This window comes from Acinetobacter sp. P37 (assembly GCF_057480965.1).
Genome location: NZ_JBLIYY010000006.1, coordinates 181,581 through 206,095, shown reverse-complemented (window position 1 = coordinate 206,095; position 24,515 = coordinate 181,581). Strand labels below are relative to the sequence as shown.

The 24,515-nt window shown below is 42.6% G+C and carries 27 protein-coding genes; 19 read left to right on the top strand and 8 right to left on the bottom strand.

The window, feature by feature from the left end:
* Positions 1 to 9 precede the first annotated feature (9 nt).
* The 6 genes from AC25JC_RS07830 to rdgB all read left to right on the top strand — a co-directional run bounded on the left by AC25JC_RS07830 (position 10) and on the right by rdgB (position 6,249).
* Positions 10 to 1,116 (top strand): alpha-hydroxy acid oxidase, encoded by a 1,107-nt coding sequence (locus AC25JC_RS07830; RefSeq protein WP_486923812.1) that lies wholly within the window; start codon positions 10 to 12, stop codon positions 1,114 to 1,116.
* Between the two features lie 263 nt (positions 1,117 to 1,379).
* Complete coding sequence (gene leuA / locus AC25JC_RS07825) at positions 1,380 to 3,077, top strand: 2-isopropylmalate synthase (protein WP_180021075.1); 1,698 nt, start codon at positions 1,380 to 1,382, stop codon at positions 3,075 to 3,077.
* 104 nt (positions 3,078 to 3,181) lie between these two features.
* Complete coding sequence (metX, locus tag AC25JC_RS07820) at positions 3,182 to 4,342, top strand: homoserine O-succinyltransferase MetX (protein WP_180171769.1); 1,161 nt, start codon at positions 3,182 to 3,184, stop codon at positions 4,340 to 4,342.
* Positions 4,342 to 4,935, top strand: a complete 594-nt coding sequence (metW, locus tag AC25JC_RS07815; protein WP_180034926.1) for a methionine biosynthesis protein MetW — start codon at positions 4,342 to 4,344, stop codon at positions 4,933 to 4,935. Before metX ends, metW begins: the two co-directional genes overlap by 1 nt.
* The gene (locus AC25JC_RS07810; protein WP_078189669.1) at positions 4,932 to 5,522 is read left to right on the top strand and encodes a tetratricopeptide repeat protein; all 591 of its coding nucleotides are present in this window, start codon (positions 4,932 to 4,934) and stop codon (positions 5,520 to 5,522) included. Before metW ends, AC25JC_RS07810 begins: the two co-directional genes overlap by 4 nt.
* Positions 5,523 to 5,625: 103 nt before the next feature.
* Positions 5,626 to 6,249 carry an RdgB/HAM1 family non-canonical purine NTP pyrophosphatase gene (gene rdgB, locus AC25JC_RS07805; RefSeq protein WP_180055642.1) on the top strand — a complete coding sequence of 208 codons (624 nt, stop codon included), beginning with the start codon at positions 5,626 to 5,628 and terminating at the stop codon, positions 6,247 to 6,249.
* 394 nt (positions 6,250 to 6,643) lie between these two features.
* Here the strand turns inward: rdgB and AC25JC_RS07800 are convergent, their stop codons facing one another.
* Positions 6,644 to 7,525 (bottom strand): AEC family transporter, encoded by an 882-nt coding sequence (locus tag AC25JC_RS07800; protein WP_486923811.1) that lies wholly within the window; start codon positions 7,523 to 7,525, stop codon positions 6,644 to 6,646.
* A 141-nt stretch (positions 7,526 to 7,666) separates the two neighbouring features.
* On the opposite strand from AC25JC_RS07800, the gene tatA reads away from it, so the two are divergent.
* The 4 genes from tatA (at position 7,667) to AC25JC_RS07780 (ending at position 11,581) form a co-directional block, all read left to right on the top strand.
* Complete coding sequence (gene tatA / locus AC25JC_RS07795; RefSeq protein ID WP_078189673.1) at positions 7,667 to 7,888, top strand: Sec-independent protein translocase subunit TatA; 222 nt, start codon at positions 7,667 to 7,669, stop codon at positions 7,886 to 7,888.
* 12 nt (positions 7,889 to 7,900) lie between these two features.
* Entirely contained in the window at positions 7,901 to 8,377 is a 477-nt protein-coding gene (gene tatB / locus AC25JC_RS07790; RefSeq protein WP_180034928.1) for a Sec-independent protein translocase protein TatB, read from the top strand.
* Entirely contained in the window at positions 8,374 to 9,144 is a 771-nt protein-coding gene (gene tatC / locus AC25JC_RS07785) for a twin-arginine translocase subunit TatC (protein WP_486923802.1), read from the top strand. The genes tatB and tatC overlap by 4 nt, the downstream gene beginning before the upstream one ends.
* Positions 9,145 to 9,364: 220 nt before the next feature.
* Positions 9,365 to 11,581 carry a PhoX family protein gene (locus tag AC25JC_RS07780; RefSeq protein ID WP_486923801.1) on the top strand — a complete coding sequence of 739 codons (2,217 nt, stop codon included), beginning with the start codon at positions 9,365 to 9,367 and terminating at the stop codon, positions 11,579 to 11,581.
* A 40-nt stretch (positions 11,582 to 11,621) separates the two neighbouring features.
* Here AC25JC_RS07780 and AC25JC_RS07775 read toward each other — a convergent pair whose 3' ends face one another.
* Positions 11,622 to 12,401 (bottom strand): NRDE family protein, encoded by a 780-nt coding sequence (locus AC25JC_RS07775; RefSeq protein ID WP_218947984.1) that lies wholly within the window; start codon positions 12,399 to 12,401, stop codon positions 11,622 to 11,624.
* A gap of 93 nt (positions 12,402 to 12,494) precedes the next feature.
* Between AC25JC_RS07775 and lgt the strand changes: the two genes are divergently transcribed.
* The 3 genes from lgt to AC25JC_RS07760 all read left to right on the top strand — a co-directional run bounded on the left by lgt (position 12,495) and on the right by AC25JC_RS07760 (position 14,225).
* Positions 12,495 to 13,307 carry a prolipoprotein diacylglyceryl transferase gene (gene lgt, locus AC25JC_RS07770; protein ID WP_486923800.1) on the top strand — a complete coding sequence of 271 codons (813 nt, stop codon included), beginning with the start codon at positions 12,495 to 12,497 and terminating at the stop codon, positions 13,305 to 13,307.
* Between the two features lie 156 nt (positions 13,308 to 13,463).
* Positions 13,464 to 13,856 (top strand): hypothetical protein, encoded by a 393-nt coding sequence (locus AC25JC_RS07765; RefSeq protein ID WP_486923799.1) that lies wholly within the window; start codon positions 13,464 to 13,466, stop codon positions 13,854 to 13,856.
* Entirely contained in the window at positions 13,857 to 14,225 is a 369-nt protein-coding gene (locus tag AC25JC_RS07760) for a hypothetical protein (RefSeq protein WP_486923798.1), read from the top strand.
* 21 nt (positions 14,226 to 14,246) lie between these two features.
* On the opposite strand, the gene AC25JC_RS07755 is transcribed toward AC25JC_RS07760, so the two are convergent.
* A complete protein-coding gene (locus tag AC25JC_RS07755; protein ID WP_078189680.1) occupies positions 14,247 to 14,759 on the bottom strand; it encodes a peptidoglycan amidohydrolase family protein in 513 nt (170 codons plus the stop codon).
* A 560-nt stretch (positions 14,760 to 15,319) separates the two neighbouring features.
* Between AC25JC_RS07755 and thyA the strand changes: the two genes are divergently transcribed.
* The 5 genes from thyA to msrA all read left to right on the top strand — a co-directional run bounded on the left by thyA (position 15,320) and on the right by msrA (position 19,100).
* Entirely contained in the window at positions 15,320 to 16,162 is an 843-nt protein-coding gene (thyA, locus tag AC25JC_RS07750) for a thymidylate synthase (protein ID WP_078189681.1), read from the top strand.
* 100 nt (positions 16,163 to 16,262) lie between these two features.
* Positions 16,263 to 16,775 (top strand): dihydrofolate reductase, encoded by a 513-nt coding sequence (locus tag AC25JC_RS07745; RefSeq protein ID WP_168377882.1) that lies wholly within the window; start codon positions 16,263 to 16,265, stop codon positions 16,773 to 16,775.
* Between the two features lie 27 nt (positions 16,776 to 16,802).
* Positions 16,803 to 17,873: an Lnb N-terminal periplasmic domain-containing protein gene (locus AC25JC_RS07740; protein ID WP_180101399.1), complete on the top strand. Its 1,071-nt coding sequence runs from the start codon at positions 16,803 to 16,805 to the stop codon at positions 17,871 to 17,873.
* Between the two features lie 84 nt (positions 17,874 to 17,957).
* Positions 17,958 to 18,416 carry an META domain-containing protein gene (locus AC25JC_RS07735; protein WP_111884063.1) on the top strand — a complete coding sequence of 153 codons (459 nt, stop codon included), beginning with the start codon at positions 17,958 to 17,960 and terminating at the stop codon, positions 18,414 to 18,416.
* A 159-nt stretch (positions 18,417 to 18,575) separates the two neighbouring features.
* Positions 18,576 to 19,100 carry a peptide-methionine (S)-S-oxide reductase MsrA gene (gene msrA, locus AC25JC_RS07730; protein WP_180024449.1) on the top strand — a complete coding sequence of 175 codons (525 nt, stop codon included), beginning with the start codon at positions 18,576 to 18,578 and terminating at the stop codon, positions 19,098 to 19,100.
* Positions 19,101 to 19,184: 84 nt separating this feature from the next.
* Here the strand turns inward: msrA and AC25JC_RS07725 are convergent, their stop codons facing one another.
* The 5 genes from AC25JC_RS07725 to AC25JC_RS07705 form a co-directional block, all read right to left on the bottom strand.
* A complete protein-coding gene (locus AC25JC_RS07725; RefSeq protein ID WP_078192724.1) occupies positions 19,185 to 19,589 on the bottom strand; it encodes an ExbD/TolR family protein in 405 nt (134 codons plus the stop codon).
* Positions 19,589 to 20,212 (bottom strand): MotA/TolQ/ExbB proton channel family protein, encoded by a 624-nt coding sequence (locus AC25JC_RS07720; protein WP_180101401.1) that lies wholly within the window; start codon positions 20,210 to 20,212, stop codon positions 19,589 to 19,591. Before AC25JC_RS07720 ends, AC25JC_RS07725 begins: the two co-directional genes overlap by 1 nt.
* 30 nt (positions 20,213 to 20,242) lie before the next feature.
* Positions 20,243 to 21,007 carry a TonB family protein gene (locus AC25JC_RS07715; protein WP_111884065.1) on the bottom strand — a complete coding sequence of 255 codons (765 nt, stop codon included), beginning with the start codon at positions 21,005 to 21,007 and terminating at the stop codon, positions 20,243 to 20,245.
* A 210-nt stretch (positions 21,008 to 21,217) separates the two neighbouring features.
* Positions 21,218 to 22,084 (bottom strand): formyltetrahydrofolate deformylase, encoded by an 867-nt coding sequence (gene purU, locus AC25JC_RS07710; protein ID WP_486923797.1) that lies wholly within the window; start codon positions 22,082 to 22,084, stop codon positions 21,218 to 21,220.
* A gap of 79 nt (positions 22,085 to 22,163) precedes the next feature.
* A complete protein-coding gene (locus AC25JC_RS07705) occupies positions 22,164 to 22,865 on the bottom strand; it encodes a TetR/AcrR family transcriptional regulator (protein ID WP_486923796.1) in 702 nt (233 codons plus the stop codon).
* Between the two features lie 116 nt (positions 22,866 to 22,981).
* Between AC25JC_RS07705 and AC25JC_RS07700 the strand changes: the two genes are divergently transcribed.
* Positions 22,982 to 24,430, top strand: a complete 1,449-nt coding sequence (locus AC25JC_RS07700) for a coniferyl aldehyde dehydrogenase (protein WP_180034939.1) — start codon at positions 22,982 to 22,984, stop codon at positions 24,428 to 24,430.
* Positions 24,431 to 24,515: the final 85 nt, after the last annotated feature.

Here is a 24,515-nt window from a genome sequence, read left to right as displayed (position 1 = left end):
AAACTACCAATGACTGATCACAACATTTTAGCGCCACTGACACAAATACCAGCTCATTTGCAAACCATTGCAGATTATGAAGTCGAGGCTGAAAAACACCTTTCTCAAATGGTGTGGCAGTACTTGCAAGGCGGCTCGATGGATGAACACAGTGTCCGTGGCAATTTGTCTCAGTTTGAACAGATACAACTGCTACCACGTATGCTGAAAGATCTAACCCAAGGTCATACCCAAATCGAAATCTTAGGGCAACGTTTCCCACATCCTATTTTTGTAGCCCCGATAGGTCATCAACAACAATTTCATCCTGATGCTGAAGCTGCAACAGCCCTCGCTGCCGAAGTCCTTGGCAGCAATATGATCCTCAGTACGTTTACCAATACAGATATGCGTGAGTTAAAGCAGGACAATCCTTACAAATGGTTCCAATTGTATTGGCAAGGAGAACGCGAAAAGTCATTATCGCTGGTCAAGATGGCAGAAGAACATGCCTATAAAGCGATTGTGGTGACTGTTGATTCCCCACATACCGGTATTCGTGACCGTGAGCGTCGAGTGTTTTTTCATTTGCCTGAAGGCATGCAACATCCGCATACCCCTACACATATCCCATTGCCTGAGCTCAATGATGGAGACCATCCCGTATTTAAAGGTCTGATGAAAATCGCACCAACATGGGCGGATATCCTTTGGCTCAGTCAAAACACCTCATTACCGATTATTTTAAAAGGCATTGTCAATCCACATGATGCTGAACTTGCCCTGCAACACGGTGTGCAAGGCATTATTGTGTCGAATCATGGAGGGCGCGTACTGGATAGTTGCATTTCCCCTCTCACCGCTTTAGAACTGATTAAAAAAGTTGTGCCTACGGATTTTCCAGTTTTATATGATGGTGGTATTCGTCGAGGTTCAGATGTGTTTAAAGCGATAGCCTTAGGTGCGTCTGCCGTATTAGTCGGACGTCCCTGCATTTATGGTTTAGCGACTGCGGGTGCTTTAGGCGTTGCCCATGTACTTAAAATACTGAAAGAAGAATTTGAGATTACGATGGCATTGATGGGAACAGCCACCGTCGATGAGATTAATAAAGATTATATTTTTCAAAAAAGCTAATTTTATAGAAAAATATTTTCCAGTAATGGCATCTTGACGCAAAAATAGGAAATTATTTCCGGAATATATGGACTAATATTTAGTTATACATTTACGAGCTTACGGTAAAGCTAAGTCATGTGAATCTTTACGGATTTATTTCGACTTTCGACTAAAGACTCCGAAATTAAACTTGTAAATTGCTAGAATAGACACAATCTATATAAGTAGTACCTTGCCGTTTATCCACGACATTTATCCACGGTGCTATAAGGAGTTTTCACATGATGTTGGCAGATCCAAGCAAAAAATACCGTCGCATGTACCAACGTGTAGACTTACCAGACCGTCAATGGCCAAATAACGAAATCAATAAAGCGCCGATCTGGATGAGTACCGACCTTCGTGACGGTAACCAAGCGATCTTCGAGCCAATGAACATTGAACAAAAGTTCAAAATGTTCCAAATGCTTGTGAAAATTGGTTTCAAACACATTGAAATCGGCTTCCCTTCTGCATCACAAATCGACTTTGATTTCACCCGTTTGTTGATCGAAGGCGGCCATATTCCCGATGATGTGTACATCGAAGTTTTGGTTCAAGCACGTGATCATTTGATTCAACGTACATTTGAATCATTACAAGGTGCAAAACGTGCCATCGTGCATATCTACAACTCAAACTCTCCAACTTTCCGCAATAAAGTGTTGAATGTTGATGTTGCTGGTGCAAAACAATTAGCAATTAACGCCGCAACGAAAGTCAAAGAATACGCTGCAAAACAGCCTGAAACTGAATTTGTATTCCAATACAGTCCAGAGTGTTTTACTGCAACAGAATTAGAAGTTGCTAAAGATGTCTGTGATGCGGTCACTGAAATTTGGGAAGCATCTCCAGAGAACAAAGTGATTTTAAACTTGCCTGCAACGGTTGAAGTTTCAGGTCCGAACGTCTATGCCGACCAAGTGGAATGGATGCATCGTAATATTGAGCGCCGTGACGGTGTGATTATTTCTGTACACTGTCATAACGACCGTGGCTGTGGTATTGCCGCTTCTGAGTTGGCGATTATGGCTGGTGCTGACCGTGTCGAAGGTTGTGTGTTTGGTAACGGTGAACGTACAGGTAACGTGGACGTTGCAGCGATTGCATTGAACATGTATACCCAAGGTGTTGCGCCAAACTTAGATTTCTCAAACATTAACGAAATTATTTCAATCATTGAAGAATGCACAGGCTTGCCGGTACACCCTCGTCATCCGTATGCTGGTGATTTGGTCTTCACCGCGTTCTCTGGCTCACACCAAGATGCCATTAAAAAAGGTTTCGAGTTCCAAAAGAACGAAGAAATGTGGGATATGCCTTATTTGCCAATCGACCCGAAAGATTTGGGCCGCGACTATGATGCCGTGATTCGTGTCAACTCACAGTCTGGTAAAGGCGGTATTGCGTACTTGTTAGAATCAAATTACAACGTGGTTTTGCCTCGCCGTATTCAAATTGAATTCTCACAAATCGTACAGCAAAAAACAGATGAAGACGGTACCGAAATTTCTGCGCAAGCAATCTGGTCTTTATTTAAGGACACTTATGTGGCGGCCAAAGACACGCATTATGCGGCGAAAAACTACCGCTTACATGATGAAAATGGCAAACAAGTCATTGAGCTTGATGTCGAAGTGAACGGTGAGATCCAGCAATTGCGCGGTGAAGGCAACGGCCCAATCTCTGCTATCTTAAATGCCTTGCAGTTGCCGATTGATGTCTTGAACTATGAAGAACGCAGCATCAGTTCAGGCGCGCATGCCAAAGCCTTGGCGTTGATTGAGCTTCAAGTGAAAGGCACAGGCAAGTCTGCATTCGGCGCAGGTGTACATGACAACATCGTGACTGCATCCATCGAAGCGATTATTGCCAGCACTAACCGTTTAATTGAACAAGGTGTTTTAAGTACTGAACAAGTGATTGCTGCTGCAGTCTAATTCAATGCTTTAAATATCAAATAGCAATAAAATGACTTTAGAAGGATACCCTCAAGTGGTATCCTTTTATTATTCATACTAAAGATTTAAGGCGAATTATTCCTGTGTCTTTTCCAGCTGACTCAGTGGGCTTAGTTACCCCACAAAAGTTTATTTTTGAAGAGCCGTTAGAGCTCGAATGCGATCGCATACTCCCACGTTTTGAGCTCATGGTTGAAACTTATGGCGAACTGAATGCGGACAAATCCAATGCCATTTTGATTTGTCATGCTCTGTCAGGCCATCACCATGCAGCAGGTTATCATCATGAAGATGACCGTAAGCCGGGTTGGTGGGACGCATGTATTGGACCAGGCAAAGCTATTGATACGTCAAAATTCTTTGTCGTAGCACTAAATAATATCGGCGGCTGTAGCGGTTCTACTGGACCGACCTCTCCAAATCCTGAAAATGACAATCGCCCTTATGGTCCTGATTTCCCATTAGTGACTGTCCGTGACTGGGTCAAAACCCAAGCCATGTTATCTGATCGTTTAGAGATTCAGCAGTGGTATGCGGTGATTGGCGGCTCTTTAGGGGGCATGCAAGCTCTACAATGGTCTGTGGACTATCCAGATCGTTTACAAAAGTGCGTGATTATTGCCAGTACACCAAAACTGTCTGCGCAAAACATTGCCTTTAACGAAGTGGCACGTCAGTCGATTTTGTCTGACCCAGATTTCCATGATGGTCGCTATTTAGAAAATGACAGTTATCCTAAGCGTGGTTTGATCTTGGCCCGTATGGTGGGTCATATCACTTACCTCTCTGAAGAAGCCATGAAACAAAAATTTGGCCGTGACTTAAAGTCAGGTAAATTTATGTATGGCTTTGACGTCGAATTCCAAGTAGAAAGTTATTTGCGTTATCAAGGTGAGCAATTTAGCCGTAACTTTGATGCCAATACCTATTTGATCATGACCAAGGCTTTAGATTATTTCGATCCATCACGTGAATATGAGCAATCATTAAAAACCGCGATGTCTAAAACCAAGTGTCAATTTTTAGTTGTTTCGTTTACAACGGACTGGCGTTTTTCCCCTGCTCGTTCGCAAGAAATTGTAGATGCATTAATTAGCAATCATAAGCCTGTGAGCTATGTGGATATTGATGCTGAACAAGGCCATGACTCTTTCTTGTTCCCGATTCCGTTATATGTGAAAAGCTTACGTGCATTCCTAGGCGGTGTAAAACACCTGCAAGAAACACCGAAGGAGACCAACTAATGCGTATTGATCATCAACTGGCTGAACGTTGGATTAAACCAGATTCAAGCGTACTCGATTTAGGGTGTGGTGACGGTGAACTGCTTGCACATATGAGCAAAAAGCACAATATTCGTGCATATGGCTTAGAAATTGATCAAGAAAAGATTGCAATTGCAATCAGTCGCGGGTTAAATATCATCCAACAGGACTTGAACTTAGGTTTAAGTCGCTTTGCCGACCAGTCTTTTGACTATGTGGTTATGGCACAAGCCTTGCAAGCTGTAGATGCACCAGACGTTCTCTTAAGAGACATGGTGCGTGTGGGGAAACAGGCTATTATTACCTTTCCAAACTTTGCACATTGGAAGACTCGTTCTTTCCTTGCATTAAAAGGAATGATGCCCGTTTCAGACGCGTTACCCTATATGTGGTATAACACGCCCAATATTCATTTATGTACTTTCCGTGATTTTGAAGCGCTGTGTGCTGAAAATAACATCCGGATTATTAACCGACTTGCCGTGAATGGGGATCAACAAGACAGTTTACTCAGTAAACGTCTCCCAAATCTATTTGGTGAAGTCGCAATTTATCGAGTGAGCGCTCTATGAAAAAATTATTATTAAGCACGACGCTACTGATTGGACTTTTTAGCATACAAGCCCATGCGGATTATGTTGCTCCATCATCTTCAGTTTCTAGCCAAGCTGCTCAATATTCAATTATGGATATTCACAGCTTAAGTAAAGCTGCTAAAGCAGGTCAGCCCGGTGCTCAGTTTTACTTAGGCACTAAATATCAACAAGGTAAAGACGTTGCCAAAGATGAACGTCAAGCTTTTGCATGGTATAAGGCTGCTGCTGATCAAGGTTTATCTGCAGCACAGCTTAATGTAGGTCGTATGCTTGCAGATGGCATTGGGACTAAAAAAGATGAAGCGCTTGCTCGTCAATATTTCGAAAAAGCAGCCAGCCGTGGTGATAACCGCGCAAGCTTTAACTTAGCCATGATGGAAGAGCAAAAGAAAAACTACATGGGTGCATACCAATGGTATGAGCTTTCTACCCGTGATGGCATGCTCGACAACAAAGTGATTAGCTTGTCTGAAGGTAAGAAAACTGCTTTGGCAGCCAACTTAAGCCAAGACCAAATTCGTCAAGCACGTGACCGTGCAGACAAATGGATTCAAGCGCAATAAGTTTTTGAATCTTAAAAAGCACCTTCGGGTGCTTTTTTATTGCCTGTCAACCACAGCATCTTGTTAAAATAGCCTCAAATCTTGTTTTATGGTGAATATTCACATGGCTTCAACTGATTGGTTATCTCAAGGCACTTTGGTGCTTGCAAGTAATAACAAAGGTAAAATTGCAGAATTTGAAAAAATGTTTGCGGAACTGAATTTGCCTGTTGAAGTGATTCCACAAGGTCAGTTGAACATTGAAGATGCCATTGAAGACGGTCTAAGCTTTGTTGAAAATGCCATTATCAAAGCGCGTCATGCGTCGAAAATTTCAGGCAAGCCAGCCATTGCAGATGATTCTGGCATTTGCGTACCTGTGCTTGGTGGCGCACCGGGGATTTACTCTGCGCGCTATGCAGGTGAACATGGCAATGATGCCGCAAACAATGCCAAGTTGCTTGCTGACCTCAAACCACTCCGTAAAGAGGGTGAAGCCATCGAAGGGATGTTTGTATGTGTCTTGGCTTTGGTCCAACATGCAGAAGACCCACTCCCACAAATTTTCCAAGGGGTTTGGCGCGGTGAAGTGATGGAAGCAGCACGTGGTGAAAATGGCTTTGGCTATGACCCACTGTTTTGGCTGCCAGAACTGAATGTTTCTAGTGCTGAATTATCAAAAGAAGAAAAAAATAAAATCAGCCATCGTGGTCAAGCGATGAAATTATTTAAAGCAAGTTTGAAATAATTTAAATTGGAGTTAATCTTAATGCCAAAGTTTAACTCCAATCCCTGAATAAAAATAGAATAATTTTGGCACTTCAACCGATACAGATCATATGCAACACTTGCCATCACACTTCAACTGAAATACCGACACGCTCTTTTCTTGGTTTTCAAAAACTAAGCTGCCCTCATTGCCATGCGCAACTAACCTACCCGCTCACCTCAGGCTTTCGTACCACTTACGCTATTTTTGCAGTGTTGATCGTACTGTCGATCATGCTTAATCTGTCGCAAGGTCAGATTGGATTTCCAGGCCTGATAGGTATCGCGATGATATATGCCCTCGTGCGTGATTGGCAGATTCGCAAACAGCTCAAGTAGTCACCCTTTGTGGGCATCTATAATTCACTTTCATTTTAAAGCGAAAAAAGATGCAAAATTAACCCATAAAAACTGACGACGATGCAGCTCATAATCGTGCCTGAAGCAATATAACGTACCGAAGTTCCTGTTCCTTGATAATGCGTTTCTAAAGCCACAATATTGGCGGCAGGGGGTAAGCAGAACAGCATAAACATCACCCCAATATATTTCTCGATCTGGGGAATCGGAAGAAAGGCATAACTCAAACTACAGATCACCGCGCCAACGGTGAGTTTCATCGCATAAATACGACTACTGTTCATCAGATCACGCCACTGTACCTTAGTTTGGCGCAGCCACATGCCTAAGACGCACATCCCTGTGAAACTCATTCCAATTTTTGCAGCCTGATACAGCCAATCTAAGAGCTGATGTTCTTCTATATGCTGTAATCCAACTATTCGACAGACACCTGCAATCATCAAGGCAAATACAGGCGGTGACATCGCCACTTTTTGAATCACGCTCGACCATGGGAGTTGGGCTGAACTGACGGCTGTCACGGCCCACATATTGCCAAAGATAGAGCCACCGACATACAGAGCCACCATCGCTGCACTAATTTCAGGACCGAACAGTGCTAATGCAAAAGGAAAACCCAGCCAAGCCAAGTTCAAATAACTGACACACAAGGCACGTAAACTATCTTTTAACAGCCAGCGAAATAAATAAAACATCAGCACGGCAACACTAAAGCTAAAGAGCATGAGCGCTAAACTGCCTGCTTGATAGAACACCATGTTGTAGATGATTACAGCTGGAATAAAACAGCGTGCAAGTAAGCTAGAGAAAATCGATTTGAGCGATGCCGTTCCTGATAATGATGCCAATCCGAGGCCACTTAAAAAACCCAATATCGGAAGAAGAAACGCCACTACACCACCCTCACTGCTCAATCCATGCATAGTAACACTGAACATAAGCTTCGCGGCTGTCTTTAAACTGCAACATCTTGGTCACTTCACTGTCATCTACAACTGCTGAAATGTTGTGCAGACCAACAAGAGGATAACAAGATGGCTGGACTATCGATTTGGCATGTACTGATTTTTGCAATTGTGGTGATTTTACTCTTTGGTACATCAAAACTAAAAAACTTGGGCAAAGATGTCGGAGGCGCAGTCAAAGATTTCAAAAAATCGATGCGTGATGAAGACGCAGCAAATACACAGCTTAATGAGCCTCGCACGCTAGAGCATGAAGCTCAAAATAAAACCAATTCCTCAGTTCAAAGCTAAGGAGTTGTCATAATGCTTAATATTGGTATTAGCGAATTACTGGTGTTCAGCATTATTGCGCTGATCGTACTTGGCCCAGAAAAACTGCCTGAAGGTATCCGCTTTGCAGGTAAATGGTACGGGAAAGTTAAACGACTGATCAGTAACGTGCAAACAGATATTGACCGTGAACTTCGCATGTCCGAACTTCGTGAAGAAATGCAAAAAGAAATGCAACGTATTCAACAGCTCGAAGCGCGTATGCAGGCGCAGATGAATGAATTGCAACAAACGCAACATCCCATAGAACAGACTGCGCAAAAACAACAAGAAGCAGTCCTACCTGACAATAAAAATTTATCCCCACGTTATCAATACATCGAACGTGATCAGAGCACGATCTTTGCCATGGTTACACCCCAAATGAAAATAAAGCACGAAATTAAAACAGATCAATCTGCTGCATTAAGCTCGACCGAAGCATTAGCAGAATATCAGGTGGCCGTATGACAGATCTTTCACTGAATAATTCACAGAACACTGTGCCTGATTTGGAAGAAATGCCGATCACCAAACATTTGGTGATTTTGCGTCGGCATTTGATCAAAATTACAGGGCTCATTTTGATTCTGTTCTTTTGTTTATTGCCCTTTGCCAATCAAAGCTATCAATTGATGTCAGAGCCTCTGCGTGCGCAGTTGCCGATGACCTCATCCATGATCGCAACGGATGTGACCGCCACCTTTATGGCGCCGTTCAAGTTGAATTTCTTTGTCGCGCTTATGCTCGCGATGCCTTTCGTGATTTATCAACTTTGGGCCTTCATCAAACCTGCACTGTATGAAAAAGAGCGGCATTTGGCGATGCCCTTATTATTCGGCAGTATCGTCCTCTTCTATATCGGAATTGCATTTGCCTATTGGGTTGCTCTGCCCTCCATCCTACATTTTTTTATGAGTGTTTCCCCTGAAACAGTCGCCCCGATGACGGATATCAATAGTTATTTAAGTTTCTGCTTAAAGCTTTTTTTGGTGTTTGGGCTGACCTTTGAAATTCCCATCATCACGCTAATTTTGATTTTGATCGGGGTGGTGTCTACTCAAACCTTGGTGGAGAAGCGTCGTTTTATTATCGTCGGCTGTTTTTTTGTCGCCATGTTTGCCACGCCACCCGATGCGCTTTCGATGATCATGCTGGCCATTCCCATGTGGATGCTCTTTGAGCTGGGTTTGTTCTTTGGCAAGCTGATTGAAAAACGACGTACATCTGCAACTTAAACAAACTGATGTTTCGACAATTTTGGTGAGTTTTACACCTAAGAGGCTGAGATAGCCTCTTTTTTTATGCGCCCATTTAATGTTTTGCAATTTTCACGCAGCGAAATCTAAACGCCTATTTCATCAGTTTGCAACATTAGCTTCAAAGCATTGTCATATTTTATCGATAGTTTTATGTGATCAACTTTTACCCAGCACACCTTTGCCAGGATTTAAATTCATGACAAACATGCCATATAACGAAGATCAAGAACTTGATAACAACACTTCGGATAACCTTCATTTTCGTGACATTTTAGAACAGCGCATCAGCCGTCGTAGCTTGATTACCAAGACTGCGAGTGGTGCAGTCGCACTTGCATTGGCATCTTCATTAACGGGGTGTAATGATGACAATGACTCAGGTTCAAATAGCAATACCAAACCTCCTGTCACTGATCCAAATCAAAAACCGACCAAGTTCAATTTCACACCGGTGAAAAAAAATTTAGACGATATTGTGACTGTTCCTGAAGGCTATCAAGCGCATGTGCTATATGCGATGGGTGACTCGATTAACCCTGCATACCCAGCGTGGGATGATAACAATGTTCCTTCTGGCCCGAGCTTCCAATTCCGCTCTGGTGACTGCCATGACGGTATGAGCTTCTTTGGTTTAAATACCACCTCTGGACGTTATGATGCCAAGCAGTCTGATCAAGGTTTGTTGGTGATGAACCATGAATACATCAACCCGACCTTCTTGCACCCGCAAGGCCCAACCAAAGTGGAAGATCGTCGCCCTGAAGATGAAGTTATCCGTGAAGTCAATGCACACGGTGTTTCTGTGATTCAAATTGAAAAAGACAGCAAGACTCAAGCCGTTAAACTGGTACAAAACTCTCCATTTAACCGTCGTATCACAGCATCGACCGTAATGGACTTTAAAGGCCCTGTTGCAGGCTCAAGCTTAGTTTGCACGAAATTTTCAACCAATGGCCAGCAAACCCGTGGTACACACAACAACTGCGGTAATGGCTATACCCCTTGGGGCACTTACCTGACAACAGAAGAAAACTTCATTGGTTACTTCGCTCGTGCAAAAGAAGATGATGCCAAACGTAGTCCTGCTGAAATTGTGGCACTCAACCGTTATGGCCTAAAAGCGGGTGCGAACTCGCGCTATGGTTGGGAAACAGCGATTGGAAGTAATGAGTCTCAAGATTTATATGACCGTTGGTCAGCGAATGTTACCGGTACTCAGGCAGCGGAAGATTACCGTAATGGTCCAAACACTTTTGGTTGGATTGTCGAAATCGATCCATTTGACCGCCGTGAAAACCCCGTAAAACGTACAGCACTGGGTCGCTTTGCACATGAAGACTGCCGTGCAAGTCGCTTACGTGAAGATGACAACCTTGCGTTTTACATGGGCGATGACTCGCGCGGTGAATACATCTATAAATTTGTATCAGACCAAAAATGGAATAAAAAAGATGTCAACGGTGGCTATGCCGCGGGCGACAAATACATGAACAACGGTAAGTTATACGTTGCCAAATTTAACAATGATGGCAAAGGTCAATGGATTGAATTGAGCTATAACGTCAATGGTTTAAACCAAAGCAACAGCGTGTATCCGTTTAGCTCACAAGCAGATGTGCTGACCTTCGCACGTCTTGCCGCAGATGCTGTCGGTGCTACCAAAATGGACCGTCCTGAATGGGTCGCTGTGCATCCAGACAATGGTGAAGTCTATGTGACCCTCACCAATAACTCGAACCGTGGTACGACGCATACACTAGATGCTGCCAACCCTCGTAACTACATCGACCCTGAAGGTGGTAAAGGCAACGTCAACGGTCATATTATCCGTTTCCGTGAAGATGGTGATACAACCACAGCACTCAGCTTTACTTGGGATATTTACCTGTTTGGTGCTGAAGCAAAAATGGCGAGCAACATTAACTTATCTGGTCTAAATGACAATAATGACTTGTCATCACCTGATGGGATGTGGTTCGACCCACGTGGTGTGTTATGGATTCAAACCGATGACGGTGCTTATACCGATACCACCAACTGTATGATGCTTGCTGCACTTCCGGGTCAAGTCGGTGACGGCTCGAAAGCCACGACCTCATCGGGTCAAGAAACCATTGTGGGGGCAAAACTGAATGATGAAAACTTACGTCGCTTCCTGACCGGACCAAAAGAGTGTGAAATCACAGGTGTAACAATGACACCTGACTACAAAGCAATTTTTATCAATGTGCAACATCCCGGTGAAGATTCAGCATCCTATGCTGAACCGACCAGCCACTGGCCGGCATCACAAACCAATGCTGCAGCGACCTCACGTCCTCGCTCAGCGACCGTTGTCATCACCCGTAAAGATGGTGGAGTGATTGCTGGTGAAGCGGTAGAACAAGCTCAGCCAACGCAAAAAACCGCATAAGACACCTCTAAAAAATAAGCCGACGAATCGTCGGCTTTTTTTATGGCTTTAAATGCACTTCTATCTGGGTGATCTGTCCTTGTTGCTCACCCTGCTGCTGTTTTTCCTGCCAATGCCACTGTGAATCCCGCATACACAATAAATTTGAACAGCGGGTGCCATACACCGGACTTTGAATAAAGGTTGAAGACAACAAATGTTCCATTTCCGCCTGAATCCCAGTATTGGGTAACAATGCTGGAATGATTTTACGTTCATCTTCCAAAATATCCCACGCAGCGGCATCTATGTCCGCCTGTGGTTGCTGGCTTTGTAGCATCGGCAAAAATTCTTGCGTGAAACGTTTACGTAAATGTCGGGTCTTTTCCCAATGTTCAGTCATTAAACCATTGGATGTGACATACACCCCTTTTGCTAAGACTTGTGGTGCTTCGCCGCGATTACTCATATAAACGGCTTGAGTAGCGTCGCCAACGAATAAATTAAAGCCAGCATAATTACATTGGATTTGTTCAAGTGCTTGCGCAAAACGAATGGGCGTTTGCTCAGATTCTAAAAATTGCTGAATCAAAGCGCCACGTGAAGTGGGATATGCAGTCTGATCACGACCATCACGAAAATTGGTCACAATCGCCCAACGCCCTTGAGCGGTTATCCCCATCCATGTTCCACCAGATTGTAAGTCCTGCCCTGCAATAATCGGACTATCTACCCATTGCTTTAGGCCTGCCGTCGGTCGATGATAAAACTCGTCACGATTCGAAATCAGGCAGAGTGGCATGTCATCCAAGACCTGCCAAGCAAAAGCCACAATGCACATATTCAACTCTCAATATCTTTACACATTGAATGTACAACATTTTTCAGCACATTCAGCTAAAATCTGTGCAAAACATAATGACAAGGAACAGCAATGCTGACATATCCAAATATCGACCCTGTGGCGATATCACTGGGGCCACTACAAGTTCACTGGTATGGTCTGATGTATTTATTGGCCTTTTTATTTGCATGGGGCTTGGCAACCTACCGTGCAAAACAACGTGACGGCTGGAACGCAGAAATGGTCTCTGACCTGATTTTCTATGGTGCATTAGGTGTCGTGATTGGTGGACGCTTTGGCTATGTCTTCTTTTATGGTTTCGATCAGTTCCTTGCCAACCCATTGTGGCTATTCCAAGTTTGGACAGGCGGCATGAGCTTCCATGGCGGTTTCCTTGGGGTCATGATTGCCATGTTACTGTGGTGCAAGAAATATAAAATGACTTGGTTCCAGACCCTCGACTTTATCGCACCCTGCGTTCCAACAGGCTTAATGTTTGGTCGTATTGGGAACTTTATTGGTGGCGAACTATATGGTCGTGCAGTGACCGACCCTAATTTTGCTTTCGGCATGATCTTCCCGACCGATCCGCTTCAGTTGGTGCGCCATCCGTCGCAGCTCTATCAAGCCCTCTGTGAAGGTTTAATTCTGTTTATTGTGCTGTGGTGGTTTAGTTCAAAACCTCGTCCACGTTATGCCGTTTCAGCTTTGTTCCTCATCGGATATGGTATCGCACGCTTCACCGTTGAATTCTTCCGTGAGCCGGACAATGGTCAACTGTTCATTGGATGGATGAGTAAAGGTCAGTTCCTGACGGTTCCGATGATTCTGATTGGCCTATGGATGATGTGGTATGCCTACCAGAAAAAAGTCTATGACTGGGGTCCACAAAAGAATCACTAATATTTTCTAAATGTCTTTAAGCAAGCGAGGTTTAAGCCTCGCTTTTTTATGCGCTGAAATTTACTCCTTCATACGCATTTACTGCACATGAAGTGACTGAATTAGACAACTGATCTGTGCTAAAGTTTATTCAGCTTATTTTTAAACTATCGATCCATGCTTGAATTTTGGTTTAACCCCAGCGTTTCTGTACTTAAAAAAATCCTGTTTTTTATTGCGATGGCCGTACTGACCGGTGTTCTCTACTGGATGGAACCCCTAACACTTCAAGCCATTCTAATGTTCATGGGTACAGGCGTCATTTTCCTGATTTGTCGTTATTGCAAGATTCATTTTGCAGCAAAAAAACCAACAGGTTTGCTCTATCGTTTATTGACCTGGATACCGATTGCACTGCTGTTAGCATTGGTTTTTATCAACATGAATAAGGGTGAAATTTTGATTCCGGGTGCTCAAGGCATTGGCTTTATGGCTTTGGCGATCTGCCTGCTCTCCCCGATTTCTCTACTGAATAAAAACGAGAAAACTTCACCCCAAGGTAAAGTTTAAATGCTGACGTTTTGGTACTCTGAGCGCTGTAACCGACAAATCAAGCTCTTCATTTGTATCAGTACCTGTGTACTTATTTTTCTATGCGCTGAACAAAAACAACTAGATCCCCGCTTTGCGGGCTTCAGTTTAGCGATTGGTTTGATGATTGATCTGCTTTATAAGCTCAGACAAGACAAACTAAAAACACTGTCTCCGTCATTAAAATGCGGTTTGGCTAGTTTGCCCATTTTATGTTTAGTGTGCTTAATTTATTTTCTACCCGATGAGCAACGCTGGATTTTAGCGCTGCAATGTGTGGGCTTTACTGCAATTGGATTATTTATCGTCTCGATCTACAGTCAGCGTGCAAAAAGATTTGAAGACTAATCTTTTTTGCAGCCATGAGCTTTAATCTGCTAAGCGGTAATAGCTGTATTTCACATTTGGAGTTCGATAGACCGCATAACCCGCTTGACGATAATCAGATACCCAGTCCTTACCTGAATATGCTGCGATATGACCATAACGGCTACTTTGATTGCGGTCGATAATATAGATATCGCCTTTCTTAGGTCGATCAAACGCTAAATTAATTTTTTGATAACCAATTTTTTGTAATGTGCTGCCCCAATCTGCTGCGGCAACGGGGTGACCGTTAAAACGTGCCCCAGCGGACTCAAGTGCTAGACGAACACTGCGGGCACATTTCTGAGTACTGCTTTGGCGGGTAATGCCTTGTAAAAATCCAGTCAAACGATCGATATCGATGCGCTGACCATTTCGGGATACCACATTTTTAGTCGCTGCTTTTTGAGTGGTATTGGACTTGCCCGTATTTTTACTCGCCTGAGAACGAATTATGATATTTGCCTGAACTGGAGCATGCACTTCACTCAAGTTTACATTGTGATCATAAGCCATTCTTTAACCCACACTCCCGCCTATATTTAGGCATTCAAAAATTTTAACGAGGGTGATAGTACCGCGTAAATCATGTTTTTTCATGTAAAAAATGTAAGATTTCTTAAACAAATCTTCACATTTAAATACGACCGTCTATTTTTAATTCAAATAGATTTATTTTTGATATCAAACTCTTATTCAGAAATAATAACCCAAAATCATCTCTTCACAATGAGAAAAATCACGTTTATTTTTTAATCAAACTTATCTGTATTTTTTTCAACGCCGAAAATAAAACATCACTCAATATAAAAACGATAGAGCTTAAATTTTCTAAGATCATGCTTGATTTAACAGACATATTGTCTCGTTAACGCTTGATGTAATTGTTATTAATAGACGTCTTCAGTTCAGGTAACTCAGCGCTAGTTGCCTGCAAAATTTGGTCATCACCCAATAAACACCGTATGTTTTGGATTTTTTAAACCTGACTATATTCAAGCGCCCATCACAGTTTCTTCCACACGCAAAACAAGCTAATATGTGCCATAAGAAATTTAGCAAATTATGAGAGAGACATGCGCCAGTATTTAGACCTTTTACAACACATTCTCGACAACGGCGGCGACAAGGGCGACCGTACGGGTACGGGAACACGTTCTGTATTTGGTCATCAAATGCGCTTCGATCTTTCTCAAGGTTTCCCTTTACTCACCACCAAGAAAGTTCATTTCCGCTCTATCGTGATTGAACTGTTGTGGTTCCTTAAAGGCGATACCAATGTTCAATATTTGCAAGACAACAAAGTCTCGATTTGGGATGAATGGTCTACAGCAGAACAAACTGCACGCTTCGGTCGTCCTGCCGGAGAATTAGGTCCTGTTTACGGTCATCAATGGCGTAATTTCGGTGCAACCAAAAAAGCCGATGGCCTATATGAACAAGATGGTTTTGACCAAATCAAATGGTTGGTCAATGAAATCAAAACCAATCCTAACTCACGTCGTCTAATCGTGTCTGGTTGGAACCCAAATGAGGCAGGTAATGTTGCATTGCCACCATGCCATACCTTGTTTCAATTTTTTGTTCAAAACGGAAAATTATCTTGCCAATTATATCAACGTAGTGCTGACGTTTTCCTGGGTGTGCCGTTTAACATTGCCAGCTATGCCCTGTTAACACACATGATTGCGCAAGTTTGTGGTCTAGGTGTAGGTGACTTCGTTTGGACCGGTGGGGATACACATTTGTATGCCAACCATTTCGAACAAGCGCAGTTGCAACTGACACGTGAACCAATGGGTCTGTGCCAATTAAAACTCAATCCTGAAATTACCGATCTTTTCGATTTTAAATTTGAAGATATTGAAATTGTAGGTTATGAATCACATCCTGCGATTAAAGCTCCAGTTGCGGTTTAATTTTTAGAAATCCCAAGTGAAAAGCAAAATCCCGCTTTACCTCAAGCGGGATTTTGCATTCTAATAGACGGCAAATAATTCGGCTATTTGAGTTCAAACTATGGCATTTCAAAATTTAGAAATCGTGCACGTTGTCGCTATGGATCAGCAGCGCTGCATTGGTAAAGGGAATGATTTGCCGTGGCATATTTCTGCCGATTTACAGCACTTTAAAGCCATCACCCAAGGTGGTGTGGTGGTTATGGGACGCAAAACCTTAGAGTCTATGGGACGTACCCTACCGAAGCGTGTCAATTGGGTCATTACACGAGATAGCAATTGGTCATTTGAAGGCACCAAAGTCGCATATAGTATCGACGAGGCGTTAACGCAAGCTGTTGCTGATGTCGCGAGTTCAGAAAAACCAACGAGTTTGTTTATTATTGGTGGTGGTGAAATTTTTAAGCAAACCATCGGCATCGCAGACCGTTTAGAACTCACGCATGTTGAACTCGATGTTCAAGGTGATGCGCATTATCCTGAAATTCCTGCGGACTTTCAAAAAGTGGCGTCAGAACAACATATCGACGACAAAACTGGGATTGCTTTTGAGTTCGCAACTTACCGAAAATAAAGAAAAATCTTAAGCTAAAAGAAAAATATGCAACAGAGTGACCAACAAGCAATGTTCAAAAAAATAGGGCGAAGTATTCTTCATGCTCTATTTAGTGTGTTTGTCCTCTGTTCTTCGATTTGGCTCTGTGCCGCCCTGTGGATACAGCAACCGGCAGGCTGGTTAGGCAGCCGCATTATCATTGGGATCTGGATTGCTTTCGCCCTGAGCATTTTAGGCATCTATATTACCCAACACTTTTTTAGCCGTCGTAAAGATGTCTTAATTTATATTGTGGGCTTTATCTGTGGTCTATTTTGGTATTTTGGCATGGAAGCACGCCAAGATCGTGAATGGAATCCTGAAGTAGCAGAAATTCTACATTATGAAAAGCAAGGCAATCTTGTCACCTTGCACAATGTGCGTAATTTCGACTGGCATGCCGATGGCAGCTATACCCCGCACTGGGAAACCCGCCAATATGACCTGAGTCAAATCAATGGCGTCAACATCATTACCTCGTATTGGATGGGGCCGCAAATTGCCCATACCTTGGTCAGTTTTGATTTTGCTGACCGACCACCGCTGACATTTTCGATTGAAATTCGCAAAGAGAAAAACGAAGAATTCTCTGCGATTGGTGGTTTTTTCCGTAAATATGAACTGAGCCTTATTGCATCTGATGAAAAAGATATCATCTATACCCGCAGCAATACACGCGGAGAACAGGTTTATTTCTTCCCCGTAAACATGCCAAAATCTGAAATGCAGGCGCTGTTTATTGAATATCTACATAAAGCCGATGAACTGCAGACTCAGCCCAAATGGTACAACACGCTCACCAGTAATTGTACAACACTGGTGTTTGATATGATTCAAGCTGTTTCCAAACATCAACTTCCAACCGATTACCGCTTATTTGCATCGGGTTATTTGCCGAATTATTTGCATGACCTTCATGCCATAGACCAAAATTGGGATATGAAAACATGGTATCAAAAAGCCCATGTTAACCCTCGTGTCTCTCAAATCAAGCAACTGAGCAGTGAACAATATTCCAAATTAATTCGACAAGGTTTGCCGCATTCACAGTCCAATCCAAGCGCCAATCAATTGTAATTCTTAAATATTGATACAAATATGGCTAGCTTATCTGTGCGATATTTGCTTAGATAGTTGAAATGCTTCCACGGGGAAATTCCGATGCTAAAACAAATATTTGTTGCTGCAACTTTGGTTTCAACTTTAGTGGTGACAGGCTGTGAAAGCATGCCTGCACAAGACAACACCATAACTGAAAATTTAAACCTATTACAGAATCGTACTTGGATTGCCACTCAGATTGGCAACACTCCAATCAAAACAGCACCCAATGCGCATAATATTCCAAGCATTCAATTCGATGCGGCTTCAAAACGTGTCTCAGGTGCAGACGGCTGTAATCGTATAATGGGTGGCTATAATGCTGGCAAAGACACCATAACGTTTGGCCCGATTGCTGCGACACAAATGGCTTGTCTCAATAACAATGGGCTAGAGCGACAGTACCATGCAGCACTCGAAAAGGTAACGCATTATCAAGTTTTTGGAAAAACCTTGAAATTGCTAGACCGTCACGGCAATTTATTAATTCAATATGAAAGCGCTGTTCAACCGCGTTAAATCATTAAAAAAGTCTGCTTCGGCAGACTTTTTTATTCACTGTTCAGTCATGCCAGAGACATTTAATGCACATAAACTAGTGATTAGTATACAGACGTACATTGCAGTTTTTAGCTATAACCCCATATTAAACATCAGGGAACAAAATAGGATTTCACTATGCAACAAGCGGTATTTGGTGGTGGGTGCTTTTGGTGTGTAGAAGCAGTTTTTCTACAACTAAAGGGCGTGCAAACAGTCGTCAGTGGTTATGCAGGGGGAGTTACTCAGCATCCGAGCTATGAGCAAATCTGTGAGGGAAACACCCAACATGCAGAAGTCATTCAGATCAATTTTGATGACAGCCAAATCAGTTTTAGCCAATTGCTAGATGTATTTTTCGCAACTCACGATCCAACCACGCTGAACCGTCAAGGCAACGATGTCGGTACACAGTATCGCTCAGTGATTTTCTATCAGGACGAATCACAAAAGCAGCTGGCTGAACAACGTATTGAAGAATTAAAAGCTGAAGGCATCAATATCGTGACTGAACTGAGTCCAATGCCGACCTTCTACCCTGCCGAAGAATATCATCAGAACTTCTTTGCACGTAACCCAAACCAAGGCTATTGTAATTTCTCAATACCACCTAAACTCATGAAATTACGTAGCAAATTTCAAGACCTACTCAAATCTGAGTGATCTATTTGTACGACGTCTTTTCAAAATAGAGACATAAAAAAAGCGACATTTCAGTCGCTTTTTTTAGTTATCTTTGCTCAGTGCTTAGTTATCACTGGCAAAGGCGATATCGCTGAGTCCGGCTCCACTCGCACGCGACATCACTTGTGCAACTGTGTCATAACGTGATTCTTTATCGGCTTTTAATACCAATGCAGGCTTACGTTCTTGCTGACCAGCTGTATTTAGACGACTTTCTAAATCTTCGAGCGTGACAATATCACCATTCCAAGCGATATCACCCGCTGAGTTAATGCTGATGGTTACGCTTTCAGTTGGCAGATCAATCACTTCTGCAGTCGTTTGTGGCAAGGTTAATGGAATTGATGGGTTGGCAACAGTCGCAGTCACCAAGAAGATGATCATCAATACCAACATAATATCGATGAGCGGAATGAGGTTCATCTCATTCATGCCAGCATCGTTGTCTTCACCCAATTGAAAAGCCATTAAGCTTGACCTCCAGCTAAACTTTGCTGTGCAGTTTTCAAGTCTTCTTTCTTCGCTGCAGATTCTTGTTGCAACATAGTATCAATCAATAAACCATGCGCTTGATCTTGCAATTCATTCGACAGTGTACGGTTAAAACGAACACAGATGTTATAAGCCAAAACCGCAGGAATCGCCACAGCCAAACCAAGACCCGTCATGATCAAGGCTTCACCGACTGGTGTTGCTACTTGTGCAAGACCCGCTTGACCGCTTTTACCCACTGCTACAAGGGCATGGAAAATACCCCATACTGTACCGAACAAACCTACGAACGGTGCAATTGAAGCAATCGTACCCAATACAGATACGCCTTTTTCAGCATTAGCTTTTTCTACCGAAATTTGACGTAGTAATGCTTGTTCAGCCACAGCCTTACGTTGTTCAAAAGCCAAAGGAGCAAATTTCGCTTTCAGTTTGCTTAGTGCATCTGCAAGGTGGTTATACGCCACTTGTTTGAGCTGACGTGTGCCCATAATACGAAGAACGAAGATCGTCCAAGTCGCAATCGACATTGCAAGTAACACGAAATACAGTGTTTTGCTGACTGCATCTGCATGTTGCCAATAAACTGAAAAGTTCATATTCGAACTCCTAATGGGTTAGCCGGAATCTTAATTAAGTTTAAAGTTGAATGGTTGATCAACTCGCGTCGGAGTTGCCACACCATTATCAATATATTTGGATAAACGTGCACGCTTCACTGCAGCAGTCACTTTACGGTTTACAGCAGCGCCACAAGTCGAGTTTTTAATCGTTGCTGATTCGACTTTACCTTCAGCACTTGCTGCAATCGCAACTTCAACTGTACACGACGCTTTTAATTCACCATCTTCAAATTGAACATTAGGTTTCTTAATCCAACTGACACCATTACCAATGCTCACAGTTTTAGGTGTCGGTGGCGCAGGTGGTGCTGGTGGCGCAGGTGGTGGTGCAACAGGTGCCGGAGGTGTTGGTTCAACACGAACGACTTTCGTTTCAGAAACCACAGTTGAAACAACAGGTGTTGGTGGTACGTTTTTGACCGCTTCAACAGTTGGTTTCGGCGCATCTTTCTTTTTCACCTGTTCCACTTTTTCCACTTTCTTCGGTGGAGGTGGTAAAGGCTTATCTACAATTTTAACTTCTTTTGGCTTTGGTGGCTCTTTCTTCGGTTCTGGTTTTGGCTTCGGAGGTTCTGGTTTTTTCTCTTCAACAATCTTCACAAAGCGAACTTTAATCGGATCTTTTTCGATCGGTTTAAGTTCTGGTGCTTTCATATTGCTGACCGCCCACAATACCCCCATATGCCCTACCACAACAGCGAGAAGCGCAGTAATGATTTTCTTTTTCATCGGGTTAGGTGATTGCATCATTGGAGCGGGAGATTGACTCATTAAACTCAGTTACCTTGAAGAAGCGATTGCATTTATTTTGTCAAAAATACAATCATGCTCATCGGTTAGCACAATTAAAGTACGGCAATAATAAATGAGAAGTGTTTTCATTTGCAACTATTAATTCGTCAGTTTTAATGACTTTTTTTAATCATAATATAAAAAAGGCATACCTAAAGTATGCCCTTTTATTCAAAAATTTATCTCGTTTTATTGAAATACAACAGTTTTATTACCATCGACAATAATACGATCTTCAAGATGCCATTTGACTGCACGTGCGAGCACATTACGTTCTACGTCCTGACCTAACTCACGCAATTGTTCAACAGTAAAGTCGTGGCTTACACGCTCTACGTCTTGCTCAATAATCGGCCCTTGGTCAAGATCAGCAGTCACATAGTGCGCTGTTGCACCAATCAGTTTCACACCTTTTTCATGCGCTTGTTTATACGGGTTCGCACCAACAAAGGCTGGGAGGAATGAATGGTGAATGTTGATCACTTTCATTTCCCATTTTTGAACAAATTCTTCGTCTAAAATTTGCATATAACGAGCAAGAACGAGTAAATCATTGCCTTGCATCAATTGATCAATTTGCTCATAAGCTTCACGTTTGTTTTCTTTGTTTACAGGAACAACTTCAAACGGAATACCGAAATTTTCTACAGATTCACGTAAAGCCTCGTGGTTAGACACGACTTTGGTGATTTCACATGGCAAACCACCACGTGCATGACGCCACAACAGTTCAAGCAAAGCATGGTCAACTTTTGACACCAAGATACCGACTTTCTTCACATCACTGACTAAAGCTAAACGCCAGTGCATGTTGTAACGCTCAGCAACATTGCTTGCAAATGTTTGAATTAGACTTTCTTTACGGCTTTGTAAATTATCCAATTCGAACTCAACACGCATGAAGTATCGCCCCCCTTGAGCTTCAGTCGCGTATTGATCAAGTGCGGTAATATTTGCTCCCTGATGATACAAAAAGCTCGATACAGCTTGCACAATCCCTGGTTTATCTTCACAGGTAATGAGTAAGCGTGCTGTGTTAGCGGTCGACATATTCATGTTGGTTTATATCACTAATCAGTTAAATTGAAAAAAGAGCCGAGTATTCTAACGCTTTTTAAAGCCAGACTAAATAGTCTTATTCAGTAACCTGATGCTTTGCGCTTGAAAGACTTGCAAATAAGTCCGACGGCCCTAAAGTTTCGAGCAATCGCTCATAGGTTTCACGGCTTTCACCACGTAGATATGCACCTTCTAAGAACACCATTTGTCGCAGTGCTTGCCACACCCACTTTTCTTCCAAAGTATTGGAGTCGGTAATATGGCCCGACATATAAAGGAAGTTGGTCCAGTTGGTCAGCACAATCCACAAGTTAATGGTTAAGGCCTCAATTTCAGAATCGGTCATCTGCATTAAGCCTGCGTCAACAAAGGCACGATAAATTTTCTGCCCTTGTTGCATAACTTGACCGGCAAAACGTGGATACATTTTGCGGAAATCTTCATTATTTTCGACCAAGTGATAAACATCACGATGTAAAAATCGATAAGCCCATAATTGGCTACTTAACACTTGGAAATAGCGAATTTTATCATTGGCATCAAGCTGACGATCATCAGGAAGCGCTAACATTTCTAGCGTTTCATGCTGATATTGCTCCATTAATTCCTTAATAATTTCACTTTTATTTCGGAAATGGTAATACAAGTTACCAGGACTCATTCCCAGTTCAGCAGCAATATGATTGGTTGTCACTGAACGCTCGCCACGCTCATTAAACAACTGCAAACTCAGCTGCAAAATACGTTCTTTCGTTTTTAAGGTTTTGGTGTGAGACATCCTAAAACAACCATTTATTTCAAAGCATTAGAACACTAACACATAAAGTAACTTGACTATTTAGAGTATTTGCTCTAAAAATTAATTAATCGCTAATTTGGATATGGTCGTGCGACATGAATAGTCAAACAAAAACAACTTCAATGACACCACATTCTTTTGATCACCAGCATCTCAACAATATGTTGGAACAGCAGAAACAAGCATATTTACGTTACCCATTGCCTACAGCGAAGGAACGTATAGACCGTTTGGCTCGGCTTAAGCGTATCTTAGTTAAGTATCAAGATCAATTTGCTGATGCAATTAATCAAGACTATGGTAACCGTTCTATTGGTGAAACCAAGATTGGTGAGTTGCTCACATGTCTTGAACACATCAAATATTATAGCAAGCATTTGACAGACTGGATGAAACCATCCAAACGCCATGTCGGAATTATTCACCAACCTGCAAAAGCATGGGTGCAATATCAACCACTTGGTGTCGTCGGCATTATTACGCCATGGAATTACCCACTGCTTCTTTCTATAGGCCCACTGATTTGTGCTTTGGCTGCGGGCAACCATGCCATGATCAAAATTTCGAGTGCCTCTGCGGCATTCGGTGATGTGCTCGAAAAAGCTCTCGCAGAAGCATTTCCTCAAGAATTGGTCGCAGTCGTCAATGGTGGTGGCCCAATTTCAGATGCGTTTAGTCACCTTGCCTTCGATAAAATGATTTTTACTGGCTCAACCAATGTCGGTAAAACCGTCATGGCGGCAGCGTCTGAAAACTTAGTTCCTGTGATTTTAGAATTAGGCGGAAAGTCACCTGTATTGGTTCATCCGTCTATTGACCTTGCGGATGTTGCACAGCGTCTTGCGGTTGGTAAACTTTGGAATGCAGGTCAAACTTGTGTTGCACCTGATTATGTGTTCTTACCTCGTGGTAAAACTGCTGAATTTTTAGATCACTATAAAGTGTGCGTTGAAGCCATGTACCCAAGTATTGCTCATAATCAGGACTACACCTCGATTATTAATGACAAGCAGTACAAGCGCCTACAAGGTTATTTAGAAGATGCACGTGATCAAGGCGCACAAATCATCAGTTTTAACCCACAAAATGAAGATGTGGACGCTGTACGTAAAATTGCACCGACTGTTTTAACGGGTGTCACTCCAGACATGCAAATTATGCAGCATGAAATCTTCGGTCCGATCCTTCCGATCATGGAATATGATCAAATTGACGAGGTTATTGCTTTTATTAATAGCCGTCCTCGTCCACTTGCTTTATACTATTTCGACTTTGATCAGGCACGTGCCGACTATGTCGCAACACGTACCCATTCAGGACATTTCGGACAAAACACGGTATTAACCCATGTGGCTCAAGATGACCTGCCGTTTGGCGGTGTGGGGGCTTCGGGTATGGGGAAATATCATGGTCCAGAAGGTTTCTTCAGTTTGTCGCATGAACGCTCGGTGATGTCGAATCCAAAACTCTATAGTTTGAAATTCATTCTTCCACCGTTCAATAAGCCGATCCACAAACTGATTTCGAAGACACTTCTTCGATAAACGATCAAGGCATGAACGATCACACCAGGTGATCGTTCGTTTTATGCAAAATCGCTTGTCTTTTAAGCGCATTTTTGATATAAAA

Coding starts and splice junctions, on each gene's coding strand:
- AC25JC_RS07830 (WP_486923812.1), top strand. CDS start 10: ATGACTGATCACAACATTTTAGCGCCACTGACACAAATACCAGCTCAT.
- leuA (WP_180021075.1), top strand. CDS start 1,380: ATGATGTTGGCAGATCCAAGCAAAAAATACCGTCGCATGTACCAACGT.
- metW (WP_180034926.1), top strand. CDS start 4,342: ATGCGTATTGATCATCAACTGGCTGAACGTTGGATTAAACCAGATTCA.
- AC25JC_RS07810 (WP_078189669.1), top strand. CDS start 4,932: ATGAAAAAATTATTATTAAGCACGACGCTACTGATTGGACTTTTTAGC.
- rdgB (WP_180055642.1), top strand. CDS start 5,626: ATGGCTTCAACTGATTGGTTATCTCAAGGCACTTTGGTGCTTGCAAGT.
- tatA (WP_078189673.1), top strand. CDS start 7,667: ATGGCTGGACTATCGATTTGGCATGTACTGATTTTTGCAATTGTGGTG.
- tatB (WP_180034928.1), top strand. CDS start 7,901: ATGCTTAATATTGGTATTAGCGAATTACTGGTGTTCAGCATTATTGCG.
- tatC (WP_486923802.1), top strand. CDS start 8,374: ATGACAGATCTTTCACTGAATAATTCACAGAACACTGTGCCTGATTTG.
- AC25JC_RS07780 (WP_486923801.1), top strand. CDS start 9,365: ATGACAAACATGCCATATAACGAAGATCAAGAACTTGATAACAACACT.
- AC25JC_RS07775 (WP_218947984.1), bottom strand. CDS start 12,401: ATGTGCATTGTGGCTTTTGCTTGGCAGGTCTTGGATGACATGCCACTC.
- lgt (WP_486923800.1), top strand. CDS start 12,495: ATGCTGACATATCCAAATATCGACCCTGTGGCGATATCACTGGGGCCA.
- AC25JC_RS07765 (WP_486923799.1), top strand. CDS start 13,464: ATGCTTGAATTTTGGTTTAACCCCAGCGTTTCTGTACTTAAAAAAATC.
- AC25JC_RS07760 (WP_486923798.1), top strand. CDS start 13,857: ATGCTGACGTTTTGGTACTCTGAGCGCTGTAACCGACAAATCAAGCTC.
- AC25JC_RS07755 (WP_078189680.1), bottom strand. CDS start 14,759: ATGGCTTATGATCACAATGTAAACTTGAGTGAAGTGCATGCTCCAGTT.
- thyA (WP_078189681.1), top strand. CDS start 15,320: ATGCGCCAGTATTTAGACCTTTTACAACACATTCTCGACAACGGCGGC.
- AC25JC_RS07745 (WP_168377882.1), top strand. CDS start 16,263: ATGGCATTTCAAAATTTAGAAATCGTGCACGTTGTCGCTATGGATCAG.
- AC25JC_RS07740 (WP_180101399.1), top strand. CDS start 16,803: ATGCAACAGAGTGACCAACAAGCAATGTTCAAAAAAATAGGGCGAAGT.
- AC25JC_RS07735 (WP_111884063.1), top strand. CDS start 17,958: ATGCTAAAACAAATATTTGTTGCTGCAACTTTGGTTTCAACTTTAGTG.
- msrA (WP_180024449.1), top strand. CDS start 18,576: ATGCAACAAGCGGTATTTGGTGGTGGGTGCTTTTGGTGTGTAGAAGCA.
- AC25JC_RS07725 (WP_078192724.1), bottom strand. CDS start 19,589: ATGGCTTTTCAATTGGGTGAAGACAACGATGCTGGCATGAATGAGATG.
- AC25JC_RS07720 (WP_180101401.1), bottom strand. CDS start 20,212: ATGAACTTTTCAGTTTATTGGCAACATGCAGATGCAGTCAGCAAAACA.
- AC25JC_RS07715 (WP_111884065.1), bottom strand. CDS start 21,007: ATGAGTCAATCTCCCGCTCCAATGATGCAATCACCTAACCCGATGAAA.
- purU (WP_486923797.1), bottom strand. CDS start 22,084: ATGAATATGTCGACCGCTAACACAGCACGCTTACTCATTACCTGTGAA.
- AC25JC_RS07705 (WP_486923796.1), bottom strand. CDS start 22,865: ATGTCTCACACCAAAACCTTAAAAACGAAAGAACGTATTTTGCAGCTG.
- AC25JC_RS07700 (WP_180034939.1), top strand. CDS start 22,982: ATGAATAGTCAAACAAAAACAACTTCAATGACACCACATTCTTTTGAT.